The organism is Aestuariivita boseongensis (genome assembly GCF_001262635.1).
Classification (GTDB): Bacteria; Pseudomonadota; Alphaproteobacteria; order Rhodobacterales; family Rhodobacteraceae; genus Aestuariivita; species Aestuariivita boseongensis.
Genome location: NZ_JXYH01000009.1, coordinates 80,329 through 102,950 on the forward strand (window position 1 = coordinate 80,329; position 22,622 = coordinate 102,950).

At 60.1% G+C, this 22,622-nt stretch carries 23 protein-coding genes; 11 read left to right on the forward strand and 12 right to left on the reverse strand.

Features of this window, described 5'->3' with window-relative positions:
* Positions 1-37: 37 nt before the first annotated feature.
* Both dnaJ and dnaK read right to left on the reverse strand, forming a co-directional pair.
* The gene (gene dnaJ / locus TR61_RS05755) at positions 38-1,192 is read right to left on the reverse strand and encodes a molecular chaperone DnaJ (protein ID WP_050928945.1); all 1,155 of its coding nucleotides are present in this window, start codon (positions 1,190-1,192) and stop codon (positions 38-40) included.
* 78 nt (positions 1,193-1,270) lie between these two features.
* Positions 1,271-3,181, reverse strand: coding sequence for a molecular chaperone DnaK (dnaK, locus tag TR61_RS05760; protein ID WP_050928975.1), 1,911 nt, complete (start codon positions 3,179-3,181; stop codon positions 1,271-1,273).
* 214 nt (positions 3,182-3,395) lie between these two features.
* On the opposite strand from dnaK, the gene TR61_RS05765 reads away from it, so the two are divergent.
* Positions 3,396-3,995, forward strand: a complete 600-nt coding sequence (locus TR61_RS05765; protein WP_050928946.1) for an alpha-ketoglutarate-dependent dioxygenase AlkB family protein — start codon at positions 3,396-3,398, stop codon at positions 3,993-3,995.
* A 6-nt stretch (positions 3,996-4,001) separates the two neighbouring features.
* Here the strand turns inward: TR61_RS05765 and TR61_RS05770 are convergent, their stop codons facing one another.
* Positions 4,002-4,829 (reverse strand): ABC transporter permease, encoded by an 828-nt coding sequence (locus TR61_RS05770; protein ID WP_050928947.1) that lies wholly within the window; start codon positions 4,827-4,829, stop codon positions 4,002-4,004.
* Positions 4,830-4,949: 120 nt separating this feature from the next.
* Between TR61_RS05770 and cysQ the strand changes: the two genes are divergently transcribed.
* The 9 genes from cysQ to TR61_RS05815 all read left to right on the forward strand — a co-directional run bounded on the left by cysQ (position 4,950) and on the right by TR61_RS05815 (position 15,212).
* Positions 4,950-5,747 (forward strand): 3'(2'),5'-bisphosphate nucleotidase CysQ, encoded by a 798-nt coding sequence (cysQ, locus tag TR61_RS05775; RefSeq protein WP_050928948.1) that lies wholly within the window; start codon positions 4,950-4,952, stop codon positions 5,745-5,747.
* Complete coding sequence (locus tag TR61_RS05780; protein WP_050928949.1) at positions 5,747-6,547, forward strand: 3-deoxy-manno-octulosonate cytidylyltransferase; 801 nt, start codon at positions 5,747-5,749, stop codon at positions 6,545-6,547. Before cysQ ends, TR61_RS05780 begins: the two co-directional genes overlap by 1 nt.
* Positions 6,544-7,767 carry a glycosyltransferase family 2 protein gene (locus TR61_RS05785; protein ID WP_050928950.1) on the forward strand — a complete coding sequence of 408 codons (1,224 nt, stop codon included), beginning with the start codon at positions 6,544-6,546 and terminating at the stop codon, positions 7,765-7,767. Before TR61_RS05780 ends, TR61_RS05785 begins: the two co-directional genes overlap by 4 nt.
* Before the next feature lie 139 nt (positions 7,768-7,906).
* Positions 7,907-8,803 carry a UTP--glucose-1-phosphate uridylyltransferase GalU gene (gene galU / locus TR61_RS05790; RefSeq protein ID WP_050928951.1) on the forward strand — a complete coding sequence of 299 codons (897 nt, stop codon included), beginning with the start codon at positions 7,907-7,909 and terminating at the stop codon, positions 8,801-8,803.
* Between the two features lie 14 nt (positions 8,804-8,817).
* Positions 8,818-9,804, forward strand: coding sequence for a UDP-glucose 4-epimerase GalE (gene galE, locus TR61_RS05795; RefSeq protein ID WP_050928952.1), 987 nt, complete (start codon positions 8,818-8,820; stop codon positions 9,802-9,804).
* 64 nt (positions 9,805-9,868) lie between these two features.
* A complete protein-coding gene (locus tag TR61_RS05800; RefSeq protein ID WP_050928953.1) occupies positions 9,869-11,026 on the forward strand; it encodes a glycosyltransferase family 4 protein in 1,158 nt (385 codons plus the stop codon).
* Positions 11,027-11,067: 41 nt separating this feature from the next.
* A complete protein-coding gene (locus tag TR61_RS05805; protein ID WP_050928954.1) occupies positions 11,068-12,078 on the forward strand; it encodes a glycosyltransferase family 2 protein in 1,011 nt (336 codons plus the stop codon).
* Complete coding sequence (locus TR61_RS05810) at positions 12,075-13,772, forward strand: DUF5927 domain-containing protein (RefSeq protein ID WP_050928955.1); 1,698 nt, start codon at positions 12,075-12,077, stop codon at positions 13,770-13,772. Before TR61_RS05805 ends, TR61_RS05810 begins: the two co-directional genes overlap by 4 nt.
* A gap of 6 nt (positions 13,773-13,778) precedes the next feature.
* Complete coding sequence (locus TR61_RS05815) at positions 13,779-15,212, forward strand: nodulation protein NodH (protein WP_050928956.1); 1,434 nt, start codon at positions 13,779-13,781, stop codon at positions 15,210-15,212.
* Here TR61_RS05815 and TR61_RS05820 read toward each other — a convergent pair.
* From TR61_RS05820 to TR61_RS05850, 7 genes are all read right to left on the reverse strand, one after another.
* The gene (locus tag TR61_RS05820; protein WP_050928957.1) at positions 15,200-15,664 is read right to left on the reverse strand and encodes a PTS sugar transporter subunit IIA; all 465 of its coding nucleotides are present in this window, start codon (positions 15,662-15,664) and stop codon (positions 15,200-15,202) included. The two genes, TR61_RS05815 and TR61_RS05820, sit on opposite strands and share 13 nt — an antisense overlap.
* Positions 15,665-15,714: 50 nt before the next feature.
* Positions 15,715-16,284, reverse strand: a complete 570-nt coding sequence (gene hpf, locus TR61_RS05825; RefSeq protein ID WP_050928958.1) for a ribosome hibernation-promoting factor, HPF/YfiA family — start codon at positions 16,282-16,284, stop codon at positions 15,715-15,717.
* Between the two features lie 247 nt (positions 16,285-16,531).
* Entirely contained in the window at positions 16,532-17,290 is a 759-nt protein-coding gene (gene lptB, locus TR61_RS05830) for an LPS export ABC transporter ATP-binding protein (RefSeq protein ID WP_050928959.1), read from the reverse strand.
* Between the two features lie 2 nt (positions 17,291-17,292).
* On the reverse strand, positions 17,293-17,703 hold the full coding sequence (locus tag TR61_RS05835) for an LptA/OstA family protein (protein WP_425394199.1): 411 nt from the start codon (positions 17,701-17,703) through the stop codon (positions 17,293-17,295).
* Between the two features lie 74 nt (positions 17,704-17,777).
* Positions 17,778-18,383 (reverse strand): LptA/OstA family protein, encoded by a 606-nt coding sequence (locus tag TR61_RS05840; protein ID WP_050928961.1) that lies wholly within the window; start codon positions 18,381-18,383, stop codon positions 17,778-17,780.
* A 9-nt stretch (positions 18,384-18,392) separates the two neighbouring features.
* Positions 18,393-19,352 carry a KpsF/GutQ family sugar-phosphate isomerase gene (locus TR61_RS05845; RefSeq protein WP_050928962.1) on the reverse strand — a complete coding sequence of 320 codons (960 nt, stop codon included), beginning with the start codon at positions 19,350-19,352 and terminating at the stop codon, positions 18,393-18,395.
* Complete coding sequence (locus TR61_RS05850) at positions 19,349-19,963, reverse strand: ribonuclease D (protein WP_050928963.1); 615 nt, start codon at positions 19,961-19,963, stop codon at positions 19,349-19,351. The genes TR61_RS05845 and TR61_RS05850 overlap by 4 nt, the downstream gene beginning before the upstream one ends.
* A gap of 129 nt (positions 19,964-20,092) precedes the next feature.
* Between TR61_RS05850 and TR61_RS05855 the strand changes: the two genes are divergently transcribed.
* A complete protein-coding gene (locus TR61_RS05855; RefSeq protein ID WP_050928964.1) occupies positions 20,093-21,829 on the forward strand; it encodes an acyl-CoA dehydrogenase family protein in 1,737 nt (578 codons plus the stop codon).
* Positions 21,830-21,846: 17 nt separating this feature from the next.
* Here TR61_RS05855 and TR61_RS05860 read toward each other — a convergent pair whose 3' ends face one another.
* Together TR61_RS05860 and TR61_RS05865 are read right to left on the reverse strand one after the other, a co-directional pair.
* On the reverse strand, positions 21,847-22,347 hold the full coding sequence (locus TR61_RS05860; RefSeq protein ID WP_050928965.1) for a hypothetical protein: 501 nt from the start codon (positions 22,345-22,347) through the stop codon (positions 21,847-21,849).
* Positions 22,344-22,622, reverse strand: a 279-nt coding sequence (locus TR61_RS05865; protein ID WP_172676942.1) for a response regulator transcription factor, incomplete at its 5' end; no start/stop codon positions are given. The genes TR61_RS05865 and TR61_RS05860, both read right to left, overlap by 4 nt.

A 22,622-nucleotide genomic window follows, 5' to 3' on the forward strand; every position in this document is an offset into this window, starting at 1 on the left:
GAGGCCCCGGGTCAGGCCCGGGGCGTCGCTGGGGGCGTCAGCCCTTCATCCCGTCCCAAAAAGACTTCACGCTGGAAAAGAAACTTTTGCTTTCCGGGTTGTTGTCTTCGCTGAGCTTCTCGAATTCCTCCAAAAGCTCTTTCTGGCGCGAGGTCAGATTGACCGGGGTTTCCACCGCCAGTTCGATGAACATGTCGCCCTGCGGGCCGCCGCGCAGGGCGGGCATGCCCTTGGAACGCAGGCGCATCTGACGGCCTGACTGGCTGCCGCCGGGGATTTGCACACGGGCGCGGCCACCATCGATGGTGGGCACTTCGATCGACCCGCCCAGCGCGGCTTTTGCCATGCTGACCGGCACGCGGCAGAACAGGCTGGAGCCGTCGCGTTCGAACAGCTCGTGCTGGGTCACCTCGACAAAGATGTAAAGATCGCCCGGAGGGCCGCCGCGCATCCCTGCCTCGCCTTCGCCGGCAAGGCGGATGCGGGTGCCGGTTTCGACACCGGCGGGGATGTTGACGTTCAAGGCGCGTTCTTTTTCGACCCGGCCGGCACCGCCGCAGGTCTTGCAAGGGTTCTTGATGATCTGGCCCATGCCGGAACAAGTCGGGCAGGTCCGTTCAACCGTGAAGAAGCCCTGCTGCGCGCGGACTTTGCCCATGCCCGAACAGGTGGGGCAGGAGGTCGGTTCGGACGAACCTTCGGAGCCGCTGCCAGCGCAAGACCCACAGGCGGTAAGCGTGGGCACCTTGATGGTTTTCTGCAGGCCTGAATACGCCTCTTCCAATGTGACGCGCAGGTTGTACCGAAGGTCGGATCCGCGCGCGGCGCGCTGGCGTCCGCCGGCTCCGCCACGGCCCCCCATGAAATCGCCGAACAGATCGTCGAACACGTCCGAGAAGGCGCTGGTAAAATCGCCCTGCCCGCCGCCAAAGCCACCGCCGGGCCGCCCGCCGCCGCCCATGCCGCCTTCGAAGGCAGCGTGGCCGAAGCGGTCATAGGCCGCCTTCTTGTCCGCGTCTTTCAGAACTTCATAGGCTTCGTTCGCTTCTTTGAACTGCGCCTCTGCATCGGGATTGTCCGCGTTGCGGTCGGGGTGAAGCTCTTTCGCCTTTGTGCGATAGGCTTTCTTGATCTCTTCGGCGGATGCGCCTTTGGATATTCCCAGAACGTCGTAATAATCGCGTTTTGACATCGTATTGCCCCTCTCACCGGAACAAATCGGGCCGGCCCGGATGCCGGACCGGCCCTGATTGCGCTCCGGCTTTACGCCTTACGCACGTTTGTCATCATCCAGGTCTTCGAATTCGGCGTCGACGATATCGTCGTCATGCGCCTGATCCGCGGCGGCGGGTTCACCGTCGTCCTCTTCCTGGCTGGCCTTATAGATCGCCTCGCCCAGCTTCATCGCGGCTTCGGTCACGTTCTGGATACCTGCGCGGATCTTGTCTGCGCCGGTGTCTTCTTTCTCCAGATCGTCTTTGAGCGCCGAGATCGCCAGTTCGATGGCCTCGATCGTGGTGGGATCCACTTTGTCGCCATGCTCTTCCATCGACTTTTCGGTCGAATGGATGAGGGATTCGGCCTGGTTCTTGGCTTCGATCAGCTCGCGACGGGCCTTGTCCGCTTCGGCATTCTCCTCGGCGTCCTTGACCATTTTTTCGATGTCCTCATCGCTGAGGCCACCCGAAGCCTGGATCGTGATCTTCTGTTCCTTGCCGGTACCCTTGTCCTTGGCCGACACGGACACGATGCCGTTGGCGTCGATGTCGAAGGTCACCTCGATCTGGGGCATGCCGCGCGGTGCGGGCGGGATGTTTTCCAGGTTGAACTGGCCCAGGATCTTGTTGTCGGCGGCCATTTCGCGTTCGCCCTGGAAGACCCGGATCGTCACAGCGTTCTGGTTGTCTTCGGCGGTCGAGAAGATCTGCGACTTCTTGGTCGGGATCGTCGTATTGCGGTCGATCAGACGGGTGAACACGCCACCCAGCGTTTCGATGCCCAGCGAAAGCGGGGTAACGTCCAGCAGGACCACGTCCTTGACGTCGCCTTGCAGAACACCGGCCTGGATGGCGGCGCCCATGGCGACAACCTCGTCGGGGTTCACGCCTTTGTGCGGCTCTTTCCCGAAGAACTTGGTCACTTCCTCAACGACTTTGGGCATGCGGGTCATACCGCCGACCAGAACAACCTCGTCAATGTCGCTGGCCGAGAGACCGGCGTCTTTCAGCGCGGCCTGGCAGGGTTTCAGGGAGGATTTGATCAGGTCGCCCACCAGGCTTTCCAGCTTGGCGCGGGTCAGTTTCATGACCATGTGCAGCGGCTGACCGTCCGACCCCATCGAGATGAAGGGCTGGTTGATTTCGGTCTGGCTGGAGGAAGACAGTTCGATCTTGGCCTTTTCGGCAGCTTCTTTCAGACGCTGCAGGGCCATCTTGTCTTTGGTCAGATCGACGCTGTGTTCCTTTTTGAACTCCTCAGCAAGGTAGTTCACGATGCGCATGTCGAAGTCTTCACCACCCAGGAACGTGTCCCCGTTGGTGGATTTCACCTCGAACAGGCCATCGTCGATTTCCAGGATGGTCACGTCAAAGGTACCGCCACCAAGGTCATAGACCGCGATGGTGTGGGTGTTTTCCTTGTCCAGACCATAGGCCAGGGCGGCGGCTGTCGGTTCGTTGATGATCCGCAGCACTTCCAGACCGGCGATCTTGCCTGCGTCTTTGGTGGCCTGACGCTGGGCGTCGTTGAAATAGGCGGGAACCGTGATGACTGCCTGGGTCACTTCCTCACCCAGATAGCTTTCGGCGGTTTCTTTCATCTTGCCCAGAATGAACGCGGAGATCTGGCTGGGGGAGTATTTCTCGCCCTTGGCCTCGACCCAGGCGTCGCCATTGCCGCCGTCGATCACAGCGAAGGGCAGGTTTTTCTTGTCTTTCGCCAGGTCCGCATCGTCGAACCGGCGGCCGATCAGGCGTTTGACGCCGAAAATCGTGTTATCTGCGTTTGTCACCGCCTGGCGTTTTGCAGGCTGTCCGACCAGACGCTCATCATCTGTGAAGGCGACGATCGAGGGCGTGGTGCGCGCCCCTTCGGAGTTTTCGATAACCTTGGGCTGAGAGCCGTCCATGATGGCAACGCAGCTGTTTGTGGTTCCAAGGTCGATACCGATGACTTTGGCCATGTTGTTCATCCCTTATCTATTCAAGGCGATTACCCGAGGCCCGGACCCGTTCCGGCATCCCTGCCCCGAAAGTGAATGGCGCGTGGGGCGTGCCCCTTGCGCGTCCCGGCGTATATAAGGACGGTAATGCGACCCTGCAACCGTTCTGAAGCGTGTGTTTTCGGGAATCTTCGGGGTATTTTTTGGGTTTTGCTTGGAAAGGATTAAGGCGCGGATGGTGCTGAAGCTATGCGGTTTTCACATCCACAAAGGCTTTCTGGACGCATCTGCGCAAAAGCAGATGGTTGATGCCTTGCGCGATTTGCTGAAAGCGGCGCCGCTTTACCGGCCCGATACGCCCTATGGCAAGCCCATGCGGGTGAGGATGAGTTCGGCCGGGCGGCTGGGCTGGTTTTCGGACAGGCGCGGGTATCGCTATGTCGACCGGCATCCGGGCGGGCAGCCCTGGCCTGCCATTCCCGACCAGATTCTTCACGTCTGGCGCGACCTGGTCAGCGATCAGCGGATGCCGGATTGCTGTCTGATCAACTATTACGGTGAAGATGCGCGGATGGGTCTGCATCAGGACAAGGACGAGGCCGACTTCTCCTGGCCGGTTCTGTCGATCTCTTTGGGGGATGACGCGTTGTTCCGGATAGGCAATCCCACGCGCGGTGGGAAGACGGAATCGATCTGGCTGGGATCGGGGGATGTGGTGGTCATGGGGGGCGAGGCACGGCTGACCTACCACGGGGTGGACAGGATCCGGTTCAAATCGTCCAGCCTGTTGCCCAAGGGCGGGCGCATCAACCTGACGCTGCGAGTGGTGGAGTGACCGGGTTTACCGGCGCGCCTCCCAACTGCGGGATTCGTGGCGGCGGGTGAAGAATTCGCCCATCAGCCCCAGCACGATGAAACAGCAGGACACGATCAGCGGGTATTCCCAATTCGTGTTGCGCGGGAAGTAATTGACAAAGGCATAGCCACGGGTTTGGTCGATGATGTGGAACAGCGGGTTCCAGTCGAACATGGCAAGCATAAAGCCAGGCAGGCTGTTGGCCACGAACATCTTGCCGGATGCAATCATGTTGGCGCGTTTGTAGATGGTTGCGATGATCATCGCGGCGGTCGGAAACCAGGGCTTGAACGCCAGAAGCAGCAGCCCAATGGCGATACCGGAGAACCAGGCCAAGAGGAACATCATGAAAGCGCCGCCCGGATCGTCGATTGTCACCGGGCTGATGATGACGTGGTATCCGAAAAGGATCACAACCAATGTCAGAACCTGAGTGTAAAGGGCGCCAAAGGCGGCCGCTGCAATGGCCACGATGGTGTTCATCGGTGCGTGCAGCATCATTGCGCTGGTCGACCCCGCCGCACCCATTACCGCGCCCAGCGTCTTGATGTTGGTGATGTAAAGGAAGATGCCGGACAGCAGATAGATCAGGAAATCACCACGGATCGCGCCCGCTGCCGTGCGCAGACCCAGAAGTTCGAACATGACATAGAAGACAGCGACGAAAATGATGATCTGCAGCATATTCACGAGGATCGCCAGGAAGGCGTTGCCGTGCTGTTTGCGCACGTCGCGAACGACCGAGTGATAGACCACTTCGGCCATGCCAAGCCCAGCGCTCAGACGGCTTCGGCGCCGTACCTGTTCAAACATGTTCTGCGGATCCTATTAGGACTGCCTCAAAATATGACGGAATTCTTGCTGTTCCGTTATGGGGTCAGCATAAGTGCATCATGATGTCAGATCAATCGAAGCGAAAACGGAGTTTTCCAAGTGTCATATGAATCCCTCATCCCCGTTTTGCGCCGCCTCGCGATCGAGGCAGGTGATGTGATAATGGAGATCTATGACGCTGATGATTTCGAGGTGAAGACGAAATCCGATGAAAGCCCTGTGACTGCGGCGGATGAAGCGGCCGATGCCCTGATTTCCGCCGGTCTGAGGGAGGCGTTTCCTGATCTGATGCTGGTCACCGAGGAGCAGGCGGATTCTCATGCCCAGTCCGGCGATACCTTCCTGATTGTCGATCCGCTGGACGGCACCAAGGAGTTCGTCAACCGGCGCGGTGATTTCACCGTGAATATCGCTTTGGTCGAAGCAGGAGTGCCTACGCGCGGTGTGGTCTATGCGCCTGCGCGCAAGCGGATGTTCTATACGACCGCCGATGGCCAGACGGTCGAGGAAACCGGCCCCTTCGATCCTGGCAGGCCGGGAGAGACCAAGGCGATCTCGGTCAGTACGCCGGACAATGGGGCGCTGATGGTGGTGGCGAGCAAATCGCACCGCGATCAAGCGACCGACGACTATATCGCGAAATATGACGTTCGCGACATGACCAGCGCCGGGTCTTCGCTGAAGTTCTGTCTGGTCGCGACCGGAGAGGCCGATTTGTACCCCCGGCTTGGCCGCACGATGGAGTGGGACACCGCGGCAGGACATGCGGTTCTGGCCGGGGCTGGCGGTCAGGTTGTGCGGTTCGATGATCACAGCCCGCTGACATATGGCAAGGATGGGTTTGAAAACCCGTTCTTCATCGCTTTCGCCCCTAACGTAACCCTGAAAGGTGCGTGATGTCTGTTCTGATCGTCATTCCGGCCCGTTTCGCCTCTACCCGGTATCCGGGCAAACCTCTGGTCAATCTGACAGGGTCTTCCGGTCAGGCGCGCAGCCTGATTGAACGGTCCTGGCGCGCAGCCATCGCCGTGAGCGGGGCCGACCGCGTGGTGGTTGCCACAGATGATGAACGTATCCGCGACGCCTGCGACGGCTTCGGGGCCGAGGTTGTGATGACCTCGGAAACCTGTGCGAACGGTACCGAACGCTGTGCTGAGGCGCATGCAGCGCTGGGCGGCGGGTTCGAGATCGTAGTCAACTTGCAGGGCGACGCGCCCCTGACCCCCCATTGGTTCGTCGAGGGGCTAGTAAGCGGTCTGCAAAACGCGCCGGAGGCCGAGATCGCAACCCCCGTTCTGCGCTGTGACGGCGCGGCGCTGAATGGTCTGCTGGCCGACAGGAAAGCGGGACGCGTGGGGGGTACAACGGCCGTATTCGACCGCGATCACCACGCGATGTATTTCTCGAAAGAAGTCGTGCCGTTCACGGCGTCGCATTATGCTGAAGCCGATCCCACGCCGGTTTTCCACCATGTGGGTGTCTATGCCTATCGCCCCGATGCACTGGCGGCCTATCCGGGATGGCCCGTTGGCCCGCTTGAGCAACTGGAGGGGCTGGAACAGCTGCGCTTCATGGAAAACGGGCGCAAGGTTCTTTGTGTCGAGGTCGAAGCCCGCGGCCGCCAGTTCTGGGAGCTGAACAACCCCGAGGATGTGCCCAAGATCGAAGCCATGATGGTCGAGATGGGGCTTGAATGACCGCAGTTCCGGTCAGCATCATCGTGGTCAGCAGAGGCCGCCCTGCGGCCCTGATCCGATGCCTGACCGGAATTGCGCAACTGCGCTATGCCCCGTTCGAGGTGATCGTCGTGGCCGATCCGCAAGGGCTGGAGGCCGTGTGGCGCTGGCCGGGGGCGGGGGATGTCAAAACGATTGCGTTTGATGAACCCAATATCTCGGTCGCGCGCAATCTGGGGGTCGAAGCCGCGGCGGGCGATATCGTGGCCTTTATCGACGATGACGCGGTGCCCGAACCCGGCTGGCTGCGCCACCTTGCAGCTCCGTTTCAGGACCCGTCCGTCAGCGCCGCTGGCGGTTTTGTGCGCGGGCGCAACGGGATCTCGTGGCAATGGGCGGCACATTCCGTGGATCTTGCCGGTCAAATCCGCCCGATTGAGATTTCCGAGGACACAGCATTGGTGCTGACCCCGTCACCGGGCCGGGCGATCAAGACGGAAGGCACCAATATGGCCATTCGCCGATCAGTTCTGGCGCAGCTGGGCGGATTTGACCCGAATTACCATTATTTCCTCGACGAAACCGATGTGAACCTGCGCCTTGCTCAGGCAGGCGCGGCCACTGCGATTTTGCCCCTTGCCGTGGTGCATCACGGCTTTGCCGAAAATGCGACGCGGCGCGCTGACCGTGTTCCCCGCGACCTGCATCAACTTGGGGCAAGCTGGGCCGTGTTCCTGTCGCGCCATTGTCCAGAGGTACATGTGGACGAGCGCTGGGCCGATATTCTCAAGGCAGAACGTCGGCGGTTGGTGCAATACATGATCGACGGCCGCCTAGAGCCGCGCGACGTGCGCCGGATCATGGGTGGTTTGCGCCGCGGATATGAAGAGGGGCTTGCGCGTCCCGCCTCTGCTTTGGGGCCGTTGGAAGGGGCTTCGGACCCATTCAGGCCTTTCCCGTCTGACCCGGAAAAACCAATCATCACATTGGCGGGTCGAAGCTGGTCGAAAAAGCGCCTGCAAGCCCAAGCCGACGAGGCCGCAAGATCGGGGAAAATTCCCTGCGTTTATACGTTCTCGCCGACAACTCTGTTTCACAGACGCCGCTATGAAATGCCTGGGTATTGGCTGCAGACAGGTGGCCTTTTCGGTAAAAGCCTGCGGTCGGATCGTTGGCTATCGTTCTGGCGGTTTAGCAAGCGGATCAAACGTGAAGCGACGCTTTGGGCGAAAAACCAGTAAATTTCATCAATTTTGGTGAAACCGTTAATAATTTGAGCGTAGTCATGGACGCGCCCAGCGCTTCTTGGTTAAGTGATGGGCAGCAAAATAGCTGGCACGGACAGCAACAGCGTGGCGAAGCACATGCGAGCGAGGCAGAATGCGTAAGAAGGTGACCAAGGCGATTTTCCCGGTGGCGGGCATGGGAACACGGTTCTTGCCAGCGACGAAATCGGTGCCCAAGGAAATCATGACATTGGTGGATCGGCCGCTGGTGCAATACGCCATCGACGAGGCGCGCGCGGCAGGGATCAAAGAGTTCATCTTCGTCACCTCGCGCGGCAAAGGCGCTTTGGAAGACTATTTCGACCATGCCCCCCAGCTGGAACAGGAACTGCGCAAGAAGGGCAAGGATGCGCTTCTTGAGACCCTGAAATCCACCAATATGGAAAGCGGGGCGATCGCCTATATCCGTCAGCACAAGGCGCTGGGCCTGGGCCATGCGGTCTGGTGCGCGCGTCGTCTGATTGCCGATGAACCTTTTGCCGTCATGTTGCCCGATGACGTGATCGCGGCGGAAAAACCGTGCCTGCAGCAGATGGTCGAAGCCTATCAGGAAACCGGCGGCTGCATGGTCGCCGCGATGGAAGTGCCGCCGGAACGCACCTCGGCCTATGGTATCTTGGACGTTGAAGAAGACATGGGGTCGGTCGTCAAGGTCAAGTCCATGGTCGAAAAGCCCAAGCCTGAAGAGGCGCCGTCGAACCTGGCGGTGATCGGCCGGTACATTCTGACCCCGTCGGTTCTGTCGAACCTGAACAAGATCAAGTCCGGTGCCGGTGGGGAGATACAGTTGACCGACGCCATCGCACAGGAGATCGGAAAACCCAAACGTGGCGTTTACGGTCTGCGATTCCGGGGTCAGCGTTTTGACTGCGGCTCTAAATCAGGGTTTTTGCAGGCGACGGTTTCTTTCGGTCTTGCGCGGGAAGATCTGCGTGATGACCTGTCGCGATACCTGCATGAGGTTGTCGCCATGGATAAGGCCAGCCAGTAACGGAACCGGACGTCATGGCGCAGCATGTGTTGGTGACGGGGGGCGCGGGGTATATCGGATCCCATGCCTGCAAGGCGCTGAAAGCTGCCGGGTTTACCCCCGTGACATTCGACAATTTCGCGACAGGCTGGCGGGAGGCCGTCAAGTTCGGACCGCTTGAAGAGGGCGACCTGATGGATCGCGCGCGGGTCGACGAGGTGTTTGCCAAATACCAGCCCGTCGCGGTGATGCATTTCGCAGCCCTGTCCCTGGTGGGTGAAGCGATGGGCGATCCGGGCCGGTACTGGCGGATCAACGTCGGCGGTGCGCTGAACCTGATCGAGGCGACTGTGGCCACCGGGTGCCTGAAGTTTGTCTTCTCTTCGACCTGTGCGACCTATGGGGACCATGACGGCGTCACGCTGGACGAAACCACGCGGCAAGAGCCTTTGAACGCCTATGGCGCCAGCAAGCTGGCCATCGAACAGATCCTTGGCAATTTCGGGGAAAGCCACGGCCTGAACCACGTGATCTTTCGTTATTTCAACGTGGCGGGCGCCGATCCGGATGGCGAGGTCGGAGAATTTCACCGCCCCGAGACGCATCTGATCCCGCTGACGCTGGATGCGATCGACGGCAAGCGCGATGCGCTGACGGTTTATGGCACGGATTACCACACACCCGACGGCACTTGCGTGCGTGATTACGCGCATGTGTCCGATCTGGTGGACGCGCATGTGCTGGGCCTGTCCTGGCTGATGGAGGGCAAGCCCAACCGCGTGTTCAACCTGGGCTCGGGCCGTGGGTTTTCTGTTCGGGAGGTGATTGCAAGCTCGCGCGCGGTGACCAACCGGGAGGTACCGTTTCACGAGGGACCCCGCCGCGGCGGGGATGCGGCAAGCCTTGTATCGGGATCGTTTCGCGCCGAGACTGAACTGGGGTGGAGGCCCAAGCGGTCCGACCTGCACACGATGATCGCTGACGCGTGGAGATGGCACCAAACTGGCCACTACGACAAATAACCCCGATGCGTTTCTGCTGGACCTGACCCGCCTGATCAGCCGGGCGGGCCGCGTTCCGACGGGCGTGGACCGGGTCGAACTGGCCTATTTAAGGCATCTGGTTCAAGGCGCGTCACCTTGTTTCGGGCTGGTCCGCTCAAGTCTGGGCTATGTGCTTCTGGATCGGGCAGGTCTGCTCGCACTGTTGGAGCGGTTCGACGGGCAGCAGCCCTGGGGCCGGGCGGACGCGTTGTCATGGGGTGCGCGTAAGAAAGGTCCGGCGGTCCGGCGCGCCGAAAGCGATTTGCGCAGGCTGTGCATCGCCCGCGCGTTGCCTTCGCGGCTGGAACGGCTGTTGCGCACGCATTTGCCAACGGGTGCGCAGTACCTGAATGTCGGGCACAGCAACCTGACGGATCGCACCCTCTGGGCGGTTCGACATGATCTGAAGGCGCGGATCATCGTGCTGATCCATGACGCCATCCCGCTGGATTACCCGCAATACCAACGCCCCGGCACGCCAGAGGCGTTTCGCGCCAGGTTGAAACGCGTGCGGCACTTTGCGGACCAGATCATCTATAACTCGGCCCATACGCAGGAGCGGGCAGAGCATCACATGTGCCAATGGGGTGATCCGCCACCCGGTGTCGTCGCACCACTGGGGGTCGAGGTGCCGCCGCCAGATCCCGCCGGATTGCCGGGCGATATCGACCTCACCCAGCCCTATTTCGTCACGGTGGGCACGATCGAGCCGCGCAAGAACCACGCGCTGCTTCTGGATGCCTGGGAGGTGCTTACCAATGAGCTGCCCGCCGATCAGGTGCCCCGGCTTTACATCTGCGGATCGCGCGGATGGAAAAATGAGGCCGTCTTCGCCCGCCTTGACGCGCTGTCGAGAGACGGTCCGGTGCGGGAACTGCCGGGCCTGCCGGACGCGGCCCTGAGCGCGCTGGTGCAGAACGCCCGTGCGATGGTCTTTCCCAGTGAGGCCGAGGGATATGGCTTGCCCCCTATCGAAGCCGCCACGCTGGGCACGCCCGTCATCTGCCTTGATCTGCCCGTTTACCGGGAAACTCTGGCAGACATTCCCGTTTACCTGAAAGCAACGGACCGCTATTTATTAGCTAATACAGTGCAGAGCCTGTCAAAAGGGCCAAAGGTCGAGCAGATTTCAGGATCAACCGTTGGGTTTCGCGCGCCAACCTGGGACGATCATTTCCGCTTGGCCCTTACGCCGATGTGAGGGGCCGTGTACCGTTCGGTAATGAATGAAGGGTTGAACGATTGGGCCTCTGGCAGTCCTATCGCCTGAGATGGTCACGCCGAAGATGGCGTGTGCGGGCGTTGCGCAAGCGGCGTCAGCTTCAGTCGGTTGTCGACCGCACCAGTCAGATCAAGCCTGGCGATATCCTTCTGTTCAGCACCCAGCGGAACGAAAAGGTGCGGCTCCCCTATTTTCTGGAATATTACCGCCGGCTGGGTGTGAACCACTTCTTCTTTGTCGACAATGACAGCACCGATGGCGCGTATGAGTACCTTGCGGACCAACCTGATGTCTCGCTCTGGCATACGCGGGCCAGTTACAAGAAGTCACGCTATGGCGTGGATTGGCTGAACTGGCTGCAGCGCAAACATGCGCATGGGCACTGGACGCTGACGGTCGATCCTGATGAGTTCTTCGTTTATCCGTTCTGCGATACAAGGCCATTGCGTGCGCTTACTGACTGGCTGGATGCGTCGTCGATCAAGTCGTTCAGTGCGATGCTTCTGGACATGTATCCCAAGGGCGCGCTGAACGATCAGCCCTATTCTGAAGGCCAGGACCCGATGGAAATTGCCTGCTGGTTCGACAGCGGCAATTACACGATCAAGAAGAACAAGCGCTTCGGCAATCTGTGGATACAGGGCGGGCCGCGCGCACGGGTGTTCTTTTCGGAAAAGCCGGCGCTGGCGCCCGCGCTGAACAAGATCCCGCTGGTGAAATGGGACAGGCGCTATGTCTATGTCAGCTCGACCCATATGCTTTTGCCGCGCGGTCTGAATCTGGTTTATGACGAATGGGGTGGTGAGAAGGCGTCAGGCGTCCTACTGCATGCCAAATTCATCGACACGTTTACCCACAAGGCGCAGGAAGAGCTGGAGCGGAAACAGCATTATTCGGCGTCGGTCGAATATCGCGCCTATGCCGAACAACTGGCTCAGAACCCCGAGCTGTGGTGCAAATGGTCCGAAAAATACATCAACTGGCGGCAGCTTGAGATTCTAGGCCTGATGTCGAAAGGCAACTGGGCATGACGGTCGGTATCGTCATGCTGGTGCATACCGCACTGCACAGGGCTGAACAGGTGGCGCGCCACTGGACGGCGGCTGGGTGTCCGGTGGTGATCCATGTGGATCTGAACGTATCGCGCAAGGCCTATCGCGCGTTCGAGGATGCCCTGTCGGATGATCCGCTGATCCGGTTTTCCAAGCGGCACCGCTGCGAATGGGGTCGCTGGGGGCTTGTGGCGGCAACGCAATCGGCGTCGGAACTGATGCTGAAAGCTTATGCCGATGTGAGCCATGTTTACCTGACCTCAGGCTCTTGCCTGCCGCTGCGTCCGGTTGATGAACTGATTGATTACCTGGCGGCCAGCCCCCGAACCGATTTTATCGAAAGCGCCACAACCGCCGATGTGCCCTGGACCGTGGGCGGGCTTGATGAAGAACGGTTTACCTTGCGCTTTCCGTTCTCGTGGAAGCGCCATCGCCGGCTTTTCGATCTGTCTGTCGATATCCAGCGCAGGCTGCACCTGAAACGCAAAGTACCGTCCGGTCTTGTGCCCCATATGGGCAGTCAATGGTGGTGTCTGACCCGGCAAACCCTTTCTGCCATCCTGCAGGATCCGGCGCGTGAGGCCTATGACCGGTATTTCAGCCAGGTCTGGATCCCGGACGAGAGTTACTTCCAGACGCTTGTGCGGCTTTATTCAAGCAATATCGAAAGCCGGTCGCTGACCCTTTCGAAATTCGATTTCCAGGGCAAACCGCATATTTTCTATGACGATCACCTGCAGCTTTTGCGCCGGTCGGACTGCTTTGTCGCGCGCAAGATCTGGCCTCAGGCGAACCGGCTTTACGAGGTGTTCCTGAACCCGCCTGAAGGCGCGCAGAAACAGACCGAACCGAACCCTGGCAAGATCGACCGTATCTTTGCCAAGGCCGTGGAGCGCCGCACGCGCGGGCGGCCGGGCCTGTACATGCACAGCCGTTTTCCGAACGAGGATTGGGAGAATGGCGTGACCTGCAGCCCCTATTCCGTGTTCGAAGGCTTCACCGAATTGTTCGACAATTTCGAAACCTGGCTGTCCAAGGCGACGGGCGCGCGGGTGCATGGCCATCTGTTTGCGCCTGACCGGGCCGAATTCGCCGGGGGCCAGACCATGATCAACGGCTGTTTGCCCGACAGCGCCGCGATCCGCGATTATGAACCCAAGGCGTTTCTGACCAGTCTGATCTGGAACACGCGGGGCGAACGGCAGATTTTTCAGTATGGGCCGGGCGATAATCAGAAAATCAGCTGGCTTCTGGCCAAGGACCCGAATGCGCAGATCTCGGTCATTTCGGGGGCCTGGGCGGTGCCGCTGTTCAAGACCAACCGCAACTTCGCCGATCTGAGGGCTGAGGCGGCCGAGCTTCAGCGCATCGAAAGCAAACATCTGGATGTGCTGCGGTCGGTCCATGCGAAGGCCCGCATTCGGATCTGGACAATGGCCGAATTCATCGAAGCCCCGATGGAGCCGCTGCAGACGATCCTTGATGAAATCGGGACGGTCCATGACCGCCGTTTGGCCGAAGCGCCCAAAATGGTGGATCTGGAAGGGTTCGGGCAGTTCCTGCAGAACCTGAAAAACCAGGGAATGCACCCGTATCTTATGGGCGACTTCCCCGTCGATCCCGCGCCTGTCAATCAGCCGCGCCCGCCGCGCAAACCCTATCTGGTCAGGTGATCATCCATGGCGCGATTTGAATATTTCGTGGTCCTCGCGGAAATGCGCACCGGGTCGAATTTCCTTGAAACCAACCTGAACAGTTTTGATGGCGTCACCTGTCATGGGGAGGCGTTCAACCCCCATTTCATCGGCTATCCCACGCAAGACGCGCTGTTGGGTCTGACACGGGCAGAACGTGACAGTGATCCGATGCGGCTTTTGTCGCTGATCAAACGACAACCGGGCGAGCTGGGTGGCTTTCGGTATTTCCACGACCACGACCCGCGTGTGCTGGACTTCCTGCTGGATGATCCCGCCTGCGCCAAGATCATCCTGACGCGCAATCCGCTGGACAGCTATGTGTCGTGGAAGATCGCGCAGGCTACCGGGCAGTGGAAACTGACCAATGTGCAAAAGCGCAAGGCGGCGAAAGCGCAATTCGATGCGGATGAATTCGCGGCCCATGTGGAGGCGCTGCAAAGCTTTCAGGTGACGGTTCTGAACCGGCTGCAGATCACCGGGCAGACGCCTTTTTATGTGGCCTATGAAGACCTGCAATCGGTCGATGTGATGAACGGGTTGGCGCAGTGGCTGGGAATCGACGCGCGGCTTGAGGGTTTGTCGAAGAACCTCAAACGCCAGAACCCCCAGCCCCTGGTCGAGAAAGTTGCGAACCCCGGCCAGATGGTGGAGGCCGTGGGGCGTCTGGATCAGTTCAACCTGACGCGCACGCCGAATTTCGAACCACGTCGGGGCGCGGCGGTGCCCAGCTATGTCGCGGCGCGGGAGGCGCCCTTGATGTACCTGCCAGTCAAAGGCGGACCCGAACGGCAGGTGGAGGCGTGGCTCGCATCCCTTGACGGCGTGTCGCGCGGCGATCTGCATCGCAAGATGAACCAGAAAGACCTGCGCGAATGGATGCGCGCCCATCCTGGCCATCGGCGATTCACCGTGTTGCCGCACCCGTTGGAGCGGGCGCATCACGCCTTTTGCACCAAGATCCTGTCAACCGGTCTCGGACATTTCGGCCAGCTGCGGCGCAGCTTGCGGAAGAACTTTGATTTGCCCATCCCGGAGGAGATGCCAGACCCCGGTTACAGCGCCGCGGATCACCGCAAGGCGTTTTCGGTCTTTCTGGATTTCGTGAAGGCCAATCTGGCGGGCCAGACCGCTTTGCGCGTCGATGCCTTCTGGTGCACGCAGTCGCAAATCCTGCAGGGTTTCAGCGAATTTGCCTTGCCTGATCTGGTTATTCGCGCGCAGGACGCAGCGACTGATCTGCCAGCGCTTGCCGAACGTCTTGGTTGCGCGCCCAAACCTTTGCCGGATGTACCGTCAGCAGACACGCCCTATGACCTGGCTGATATCTATGACGATGCGCTGGAAGCGCAGATCGCCGATGTCTATCAGCGCGATTACATCATGTTTGGGTTTGGCCCCTGGGGTCAGGCTGCCTGAACCGACCGCCCTTCGGTCAGGATGGCATAAAGCGTCGCTGCATCGGAATTGGCCCGCAGTTTCGAACACAGCGTCGTGTCCCGCAAAGTGCGGGACACCAGGGCAAGCGCCTTGAGATGCTCAACCCCTGCTTCTTCCGGGGCGAAAAGCGCGAATGCGATATCGACCGGCTGGCGATCGACCGCGCCAAAGTCGATCGGCTTTTCCAGCAGAACAAAGGTGCCCGCCACCGAAGTCAGGCCGGGCAAACGGGCGTGAGGCAGGGCGACGCCGTGGCCCACACCGGTAGGGCCAAGGCTCTCACGCTCAAGAAGCGCCTCGACCGTGCGATCTGCGGGCAGGCCATAAACCGCGTCCCCCAGATCGCCGATGTCGTGAAACAGGCGCTTCTTGCTGGATACTGTGGACAGGACTTTAACAGCCTCAGGTTTGAGGATGGTGGACAATTCCATTTGTCTTTGCTCCATACCGCCCGCTGTAACGGACAGCCCCCAAGATTTGGTTAAGATCCAGGGTCGATCCAGCCGATATTCCCGTCATCGCGACGGTACACGACATTGACCCCGTCTTTCCCTTCGTTCCTAAACACGAGAACCGGAGCCCCTGCCAATTCCATCTGCATCACGGCTTCCCCAACCGACAGCGACGGTATCTGGGTTTCCATCTCGGCGACGATGATTGGCTGGAGCGATTCCGGCTCACCGTCATCACTCGTTTCTTCAGCGGCGAGGATATACGAGGACGCGCCAAAAAGTTCAACCGGTTCCGAGCGATCCTTGTGATGGTCTTTCAGCCTGCGCTTGTATCGGCGCAGCTGTTTCTCCATTTTCTCGGCGCAGCCGTCAAAAGCTGCATAAATTTCAGTAGCATGCGCTTTGGCCTGCGCGGTCAATCCGGTCGACAGGTGTACAGTCGCCTCGCAAACATATTCATGCGCGGACTTGGAAAACACGACATTCGCGTCGGTCGGACGTTCGGCATACTTTTCAACGATTCCGCCCAGTTCAGTTTCGACATGGGTTTGCAATGCGGCTCCGATATCGATCTGTTTTCCGGTGATTTGATAGCGCATGTGGTCTCCTTCACATTGGTCGCTCAAAACCTGCCGATCCCGGTTTGGCCCGGGATTCGCGGTGTTTTCAACTTGGATTGGGTGTTTTGGTTCCACCCTGGCCTTTGCTTTGACCCGACCCATTCCGCAGGCGGAGGGTTGGAACAATCGACTGGGGCCGTTGCAGAACCATACCTGTATTTGAGGACATGGCCCTCAACCTGTCAACGAAAAGCGGCTGATGAAACAACGCTTGGCAGAGAATTTTTCAGGAAATGCGGAACGTGTCGCCCAGATAGACGCGGCGCACGTTTTCGTTTTCGACAACGTCCTTGGGTGTGCCTGACATAAGCACCTGACCATCGTGCAGGATATAGGCGCGATCCACGATCTCAAGCGTTTCGCGCACGTTGTGATCGGTGATCAGAACGCCGATTCCCCGTTTTTTCAGATCGGCGACCAGATGACGGATATCCCCGACCGAAATCGGATCGACCCCGGCGAAGGGTTCGTCCAAAAGCAGGTATTTCGGGTCGGCTGCAAGGCAGCGCGCGATTTCGACCCGCCGTCGTTCACCACCCGACAGTGCCAGCGCCGGAGCCCGGCGCAGGTGTTCGATGGAAAACTCGGACAGCAACTCTTCCAGCCGCTCGCGCTTCTTGTGGCGGTCGGAATAGGTGATGTCGAGGATGGCCGAGATATTGTCTTCGACATTCAGCCCGCGAAAGATCGACATTTCCTGCGGCAGATACCCGATACCCAGCCGCGCGCGGCGGTACATCGGCAGGGTGGTCACGTCCTGACCATCGACGATGACTTTGCCTGCTTCGGGAAAGACCAGACCGGCGATGGCATAAAAGGTCGTCGTCTTGCCCGATCCATTGGGGCCCAGAAGCGCCACAACCTCGGCCGGGTTCAGGTCCATGGTCACATCGCGGATGACCACCCGCTTGCGATAGGATTTGCGCAGTTTGTCCACGCGCAGGCCGACCGCGCCTTCGGTTACCTTAAGCTCGGGGCGCGCCATGCTTAATCACCGCTGCGCAGAATCGTTGTCACACGACCCACCATTTGCGCGGACCCGGTGGTCAGGTTCACGGTCATTTTCTCGGAAGTCAGGGCGCTGGGCCCTTGGGTCAGCAGCACATTGCCGGTCATCACGATCACACCGCTGTCGATGGTATAATCGGCGCGGTTTGCCTCGGCGGCGTCGGGGCCGCTGACAAGGGTCACGCCGCCGGTTGCTTCCATCCGGGCGATGGCCCGTGTATCCGCGTCATAGACAACAAGAACGCGCGGTGCCGAGAGCCGCATATCCCCCTGAGAGATCAGGACATTGCCCTGAAAGATCGCTTCCCCGGTTTCCTGGTCAACGTCCAGCGCGTCGGCGGTGACTTCCACTGGAAGCTTCGTGTCGACCTGCAGGGCACCGAAAGACACACGTGTTTCCTGCGCCGAAGTGACCGTCGCAAAACTAAAAAAGCAAAGACAAATTGTTAGAATACGCAGGAGGGTCATGGACGATCTTCTACATCTTTCGGGTCATATATCAGTTTCACACCGTCTTTGAAAAGCAAATGGGCGTCATCACCTTCAGAATTGGCGCTCAACTGCATCTGTCCGGCCTCCAAAGTGCCGAAAGGCGCCTGTCCAGAGACCGGGCCGTCACTGCGCAGATCCAGTTCCTTGATACGGCTTTCCAGCGCATCGGTGATCAACGAGTATCCGTTGGTGGTCTGAATTTGGACATCGCCAATGAACCGCGCGATATCGCCATTTGGGTCGAACGAGCCGGTCAGCGCCTCAAGCGTCACGTTGTTCCCACTTGAAAGGGTAATCTGCGCCTTCAGGTCCGCGGCCTGTGCCAGAGCCGTTTCGCTTTCTGGTTTGGCTGTCGAAGCTGTAATGATGATTTGATCGCCGCCCGATGTGGTACCCGAAAAATAGGGCGCCGTGATCAACCCTTCCCGCAGGCGTTCGCTGATCTCCGCTTCGCCAAAGGGTAATGTCGTGGTTGGATCGACGCTGCGCGAGAGCAGGAACAGCGTGGACAACAGCCCAAGCGCGGTCAGTGGCAGCAAAACCTTAAGGAAGGCGACAAGGCGCGAATATCCATCCACATCGCGCTCCTATCCCAGACCGGCACGCAGGCAGTCATGGATGTGGATCAGCCCAAGCGCAGAGGGGCCCTTTTCGGGATCAACGACAAAAAGGCAGGTGATCTTGCGCTTGTTCATCACGGCAACCGCTTCTTCCGCAAGGGCGTCGGGCCGGATGGTGGTCGGTGCGGCGGTCATCACGTCACGGGCGGTCTGGGACAGTAGCCCCTCCATATGACGGCGCAGGTCGCCATCGGTGATGATGCCCGTCAGCGCGCCGTCATCGGTTGCGACGCCAACCACGCCAAAGGATTTCTGGCTGATCTCCAGCAGTGCATCGCTCATCGCGGTGTCGACACTGACCATGGGAATGGCGTCGCCGGTGTGCATCAGATCGCGCACGCGGCTCAACTGCGCACCCAGCTTGCCACCGGGGTGAAATTCGCGGAAATGCTCGGCGGTGAAGCGGCGGTGTTCCATCAGGGCGACGGCCAGCGCATCGCCCAGCGCCAGCGTCATTGTGGTTGAACAGGTGGGCACAACGCCGGTTCCGCATGCCTCTCCGGCCTGGGGCAGGGGCAGAACGATATCCGACTGGCTGGCCAGAGTGCTGTCGGGGCGGCTGGTCATCCCGATCAGGGGGATGCCGAAACGGCGGGCATAGATCAGCAGGTTCGCCAGTTCGGGCGCTTCCCCGGAATTCGAGATCGCCAGAACCGTGTCTGCCTGTGTGATCATGCCCAGATCGCCATGGCTGGCTTCGGCTGGGTGCACGAATTGCGCAGGCGTTCCGGTACTGGCCAGTGTCGCCGCGATCTTCTTCGCGATGTGGCCCGACTTGCCGATCCCTGTGACAATTACCCGGCCCTTGGTGTCCAGGACTTGCGCCACGGCCGCGTCAAACCGGTCGTCCAGCGATCCCGCCAGCGTTGTCAACGCTTCGGCTTCCGTCGCGATGACGCGGCGGGCGGTATCCTGATAGGCGGTCATGAATGGGCGAAGATGTCCGTTTCCGGCCACCCCTCGAGATCCAGCCGGGCGCGGGTGGGCAGGAAATCGAAACAGGCCTGCGCCATCTCGGTGCGGCCTTCCCGTGTGAGCCTGCCGTTCAACTGCTCCATCAGCTGATGCAGATACAGAACGTCAGAGGCGGCGTATTCCAGTTGCGCATCGGTCAGCGTTTCCGCCCCCCAATCGCTCATCTGCTGTTGTTTCGAGATATCGACGCCCAGCAATTCCTGAAGCAGGTTCTTCAGACCGTGCCGGTCGGTATAGGTGCGCACAAGGCGGCTGGCGATCTTGGTGCAATAGACAGGCGCGGTGACCGCGCCAAAGGCATGATAGAGTGCCGCAATATCGAACCGGCCAAAGTGGAAGATCTTCAGCACATCGGGGTTTTCCAGCATCGCGCAAAGGTTCGGCGCCGATGTCTGGCCCTTTGTCACCTGCACGATATGCGCATCCCCGTCACCGCCCGACAACTGCACCACGCACAGCCGGTCGCGATGAGGGTTCAGGCCCATCGTTTCGCAATCAATGGCTACAACCGGACCAAGGTCCAGCCCGTCGGGCAGATCGTTCTGATAAAGGTGGTTGGCCACGCGCGTCTTCCTTGTTGTCGATGCCGATCAGATACGGTCTTTGCCGTCCGAAAACAACTGCCGCAGGGTCAGAGTGGGCAGAGCCCCGCGTGATCGCATATGGTCCCGGAAAAACCCGAGGAGAGACCCATGCGTGCTTATGATCGTGACGACCTGCTGTTCCAGCTGTTCGAAGTGGCGCAGCTTGAAGACCAGATCGCGGGAACGGATCTGGATCGCGAAGCGGTGATGGGCATTCTTGATACCGCCGATCAGATCGCGACCGATCACTTCCTGCCCCACGGCAAGCTGCTGGACGAAAATGACCCCGAATTTGTGGATGGCCGCGCCGTGATCCCGGATGAGGCGATCGCCGCCGTCCGCGAGCAGGTCGAGGCCGGGTTCATCGGGTCGGGCTTTGCGCCCGAAAGCGGTGGGATGGGCCTGCCCGAGACGGTGCATCAGGCGGCGGCGTTCATCTTTTCGGCCTCCAACATCTCGCTTGCCGGCTATGGGCTTCTGACCGTGGGCGCGGGTCGTCTGATCCAGTCTTTCGGGACGGAAGACCAGAAGAAACGCTATCTGGAGCCCATGGCCGAGGGCCGGTTCTTCGGCACCATGTGCCTGAGCGAACCGCAGGCCGGGTCTTCGCTGTCTGACATCACAACGCGCGCCGAGCCGATGGAGGATGGGCGGTACGCCATTTCAGGGCGCAAGATGTGGATTTCCGGCGGGGAACAGGAGATCAGCGAAAACATCGTGCATATGGTGCTGGCCAAGATCCCCGGTGGACCGCCGGGTGTGAAAGGGATTTCGCTGTTCATCGTGCCGAAGCGGAATGCGGACGGTACGCCCAATGACGTGACGCTGGCGGGTCTGAACCACAAGATGGGCTATCGCGGCACGACGAATTGCGCGCTGAACTTTGGGGAAAAAGGCGCGTGCGTGGGCGAGCTTTTGGGAGAGCCGCACAAGGGCCTGTCCTATATGTTCCAGATGATGAACGAGGCGCGGATCGGTGTCGGCATGGGTGCCACCGCGCTGGGTCAGGCGGGCTATCAGGCGTCCTTGGCTTACGCGCGGGAGCGGCCCCAGGGCCGGTCGCCCGCGGGCAAGGATCCGGTCAGCCCGCAACTGCCCATCATCGAACATGCCGATATCCGCCGGTTGCTGCTGGCGCAGAAAGCGGCTGTGGAAGCCGCTTTGGCGCTGTCGATCTACTGTACCTCTCTGGTGGATCGGGAGCGCAAGGGCGACGAGGCGGCCGGTCCTCTGCTGGAAATCCTGACGCCCGTCACGAAGTCCTGGCCGTCCGAGTTCTGCCTTGAGGCCAACAAGCACGCCATCCAGATCCTGGGTGGTGCAGGTTATACTCGTGATTATCCGGTGGAACGCTATTACCGCGATAACCGTCTGAACCATATCCACGAGGGCACCCATGGCATTCAGGGGATGGACCTTCTGGGCCGCAAGGTGGTGATGGGCGGCGGCGCTGCCTTCAAGGGGCTGATGTCAACGATCCGCGCCGATATCGCGGCGGCAGCAGATTCGGAGTTTGCCCAGCCCCTGAGCGACGCGCTGGACCGCATGGAGCCCGTGACCCTGCATCTGGCCGGCGAACTGATGAAAGACCCAACGCGGGGCCTGGCCAATGCCACGCTTTATCTGGATTGCATGGGTCATGTGGTCATGGCGTGGATGTGGCTGCGCCTGACCGAAGCGGCCAAACGCGTGGCCAGTCGCGATGGTGACACCGCGTTCCTGCGCGGCAAACATCAGGCGGCGCGCTATTTCTATGCGCGGGAACTGGTGCGCACAGAAGGCTGGGCCAAGACGCTGTCAGCGAATGACCAGACGGCATTCGACATGGCGGCAGACTGGTTCTGACATCCGCCGCCCGAGGCTTAAACGGGGTACTTGAACTCGCCCACATGGGTCCAGATCGCTCGGTTGATGGCGCGCAATTCGGCGATGGCCTCTTCGATATCGGTCAGTGCGATTGAATCCAGCACGTTGACCTGACCCATGCGCAGATGATCGCGGCGATCGGCGATGCGCATCAATATGGTGCGGTGCTGCCCGCCTTCGGGGTCGAAGGCGTAAATGCAATGGTTGTAACGGTTGCGCAGGCCCGACAGGCTTTGGATACGTTTGGTGATCGCCAGAACGCCTTCCCGCTCGGCAACCGAGGTGCGCTCCATCTTGGCAAGCCGTTCCACCAGATCCAGCCGCGCGCGCGTGGTGTTCAGGGTCAGGAACACAATCAGCGCCGTGTCCTTGTCCACGCGGCACAAGCCGGCGATCAGATGGATCAAAAGGCTTTCCGTATTCGTCCAGGCATAGTTCAGATGACCCACCCGCAACAGGATGTCGTCGAGTTCGGGAGGGCGGTCTGCGGTGGTCACCGGACGACCTCATCCTCCTCACCCCACTCGGCAAGGAATTTGATCGCGGCCTCTGTCCGGTTGTGGACACCCAGTTTGGCGATCACATGGTGAATATGCAGCTTCACGGTGTGCTCAGACAGGTTGAGCTCTTCGGCGATGATCTTGTTTTGCTTGCCTTTCGCGACCAGACGAAGGACCTGGGCCTCTCGGCGGGTGAGATCATCAATCCTTGTCGGTTTTTGTCCGGGCTGGTCCTTGGAGGGGACTTGTACCGCTGAGCAGCCCGATCTGAT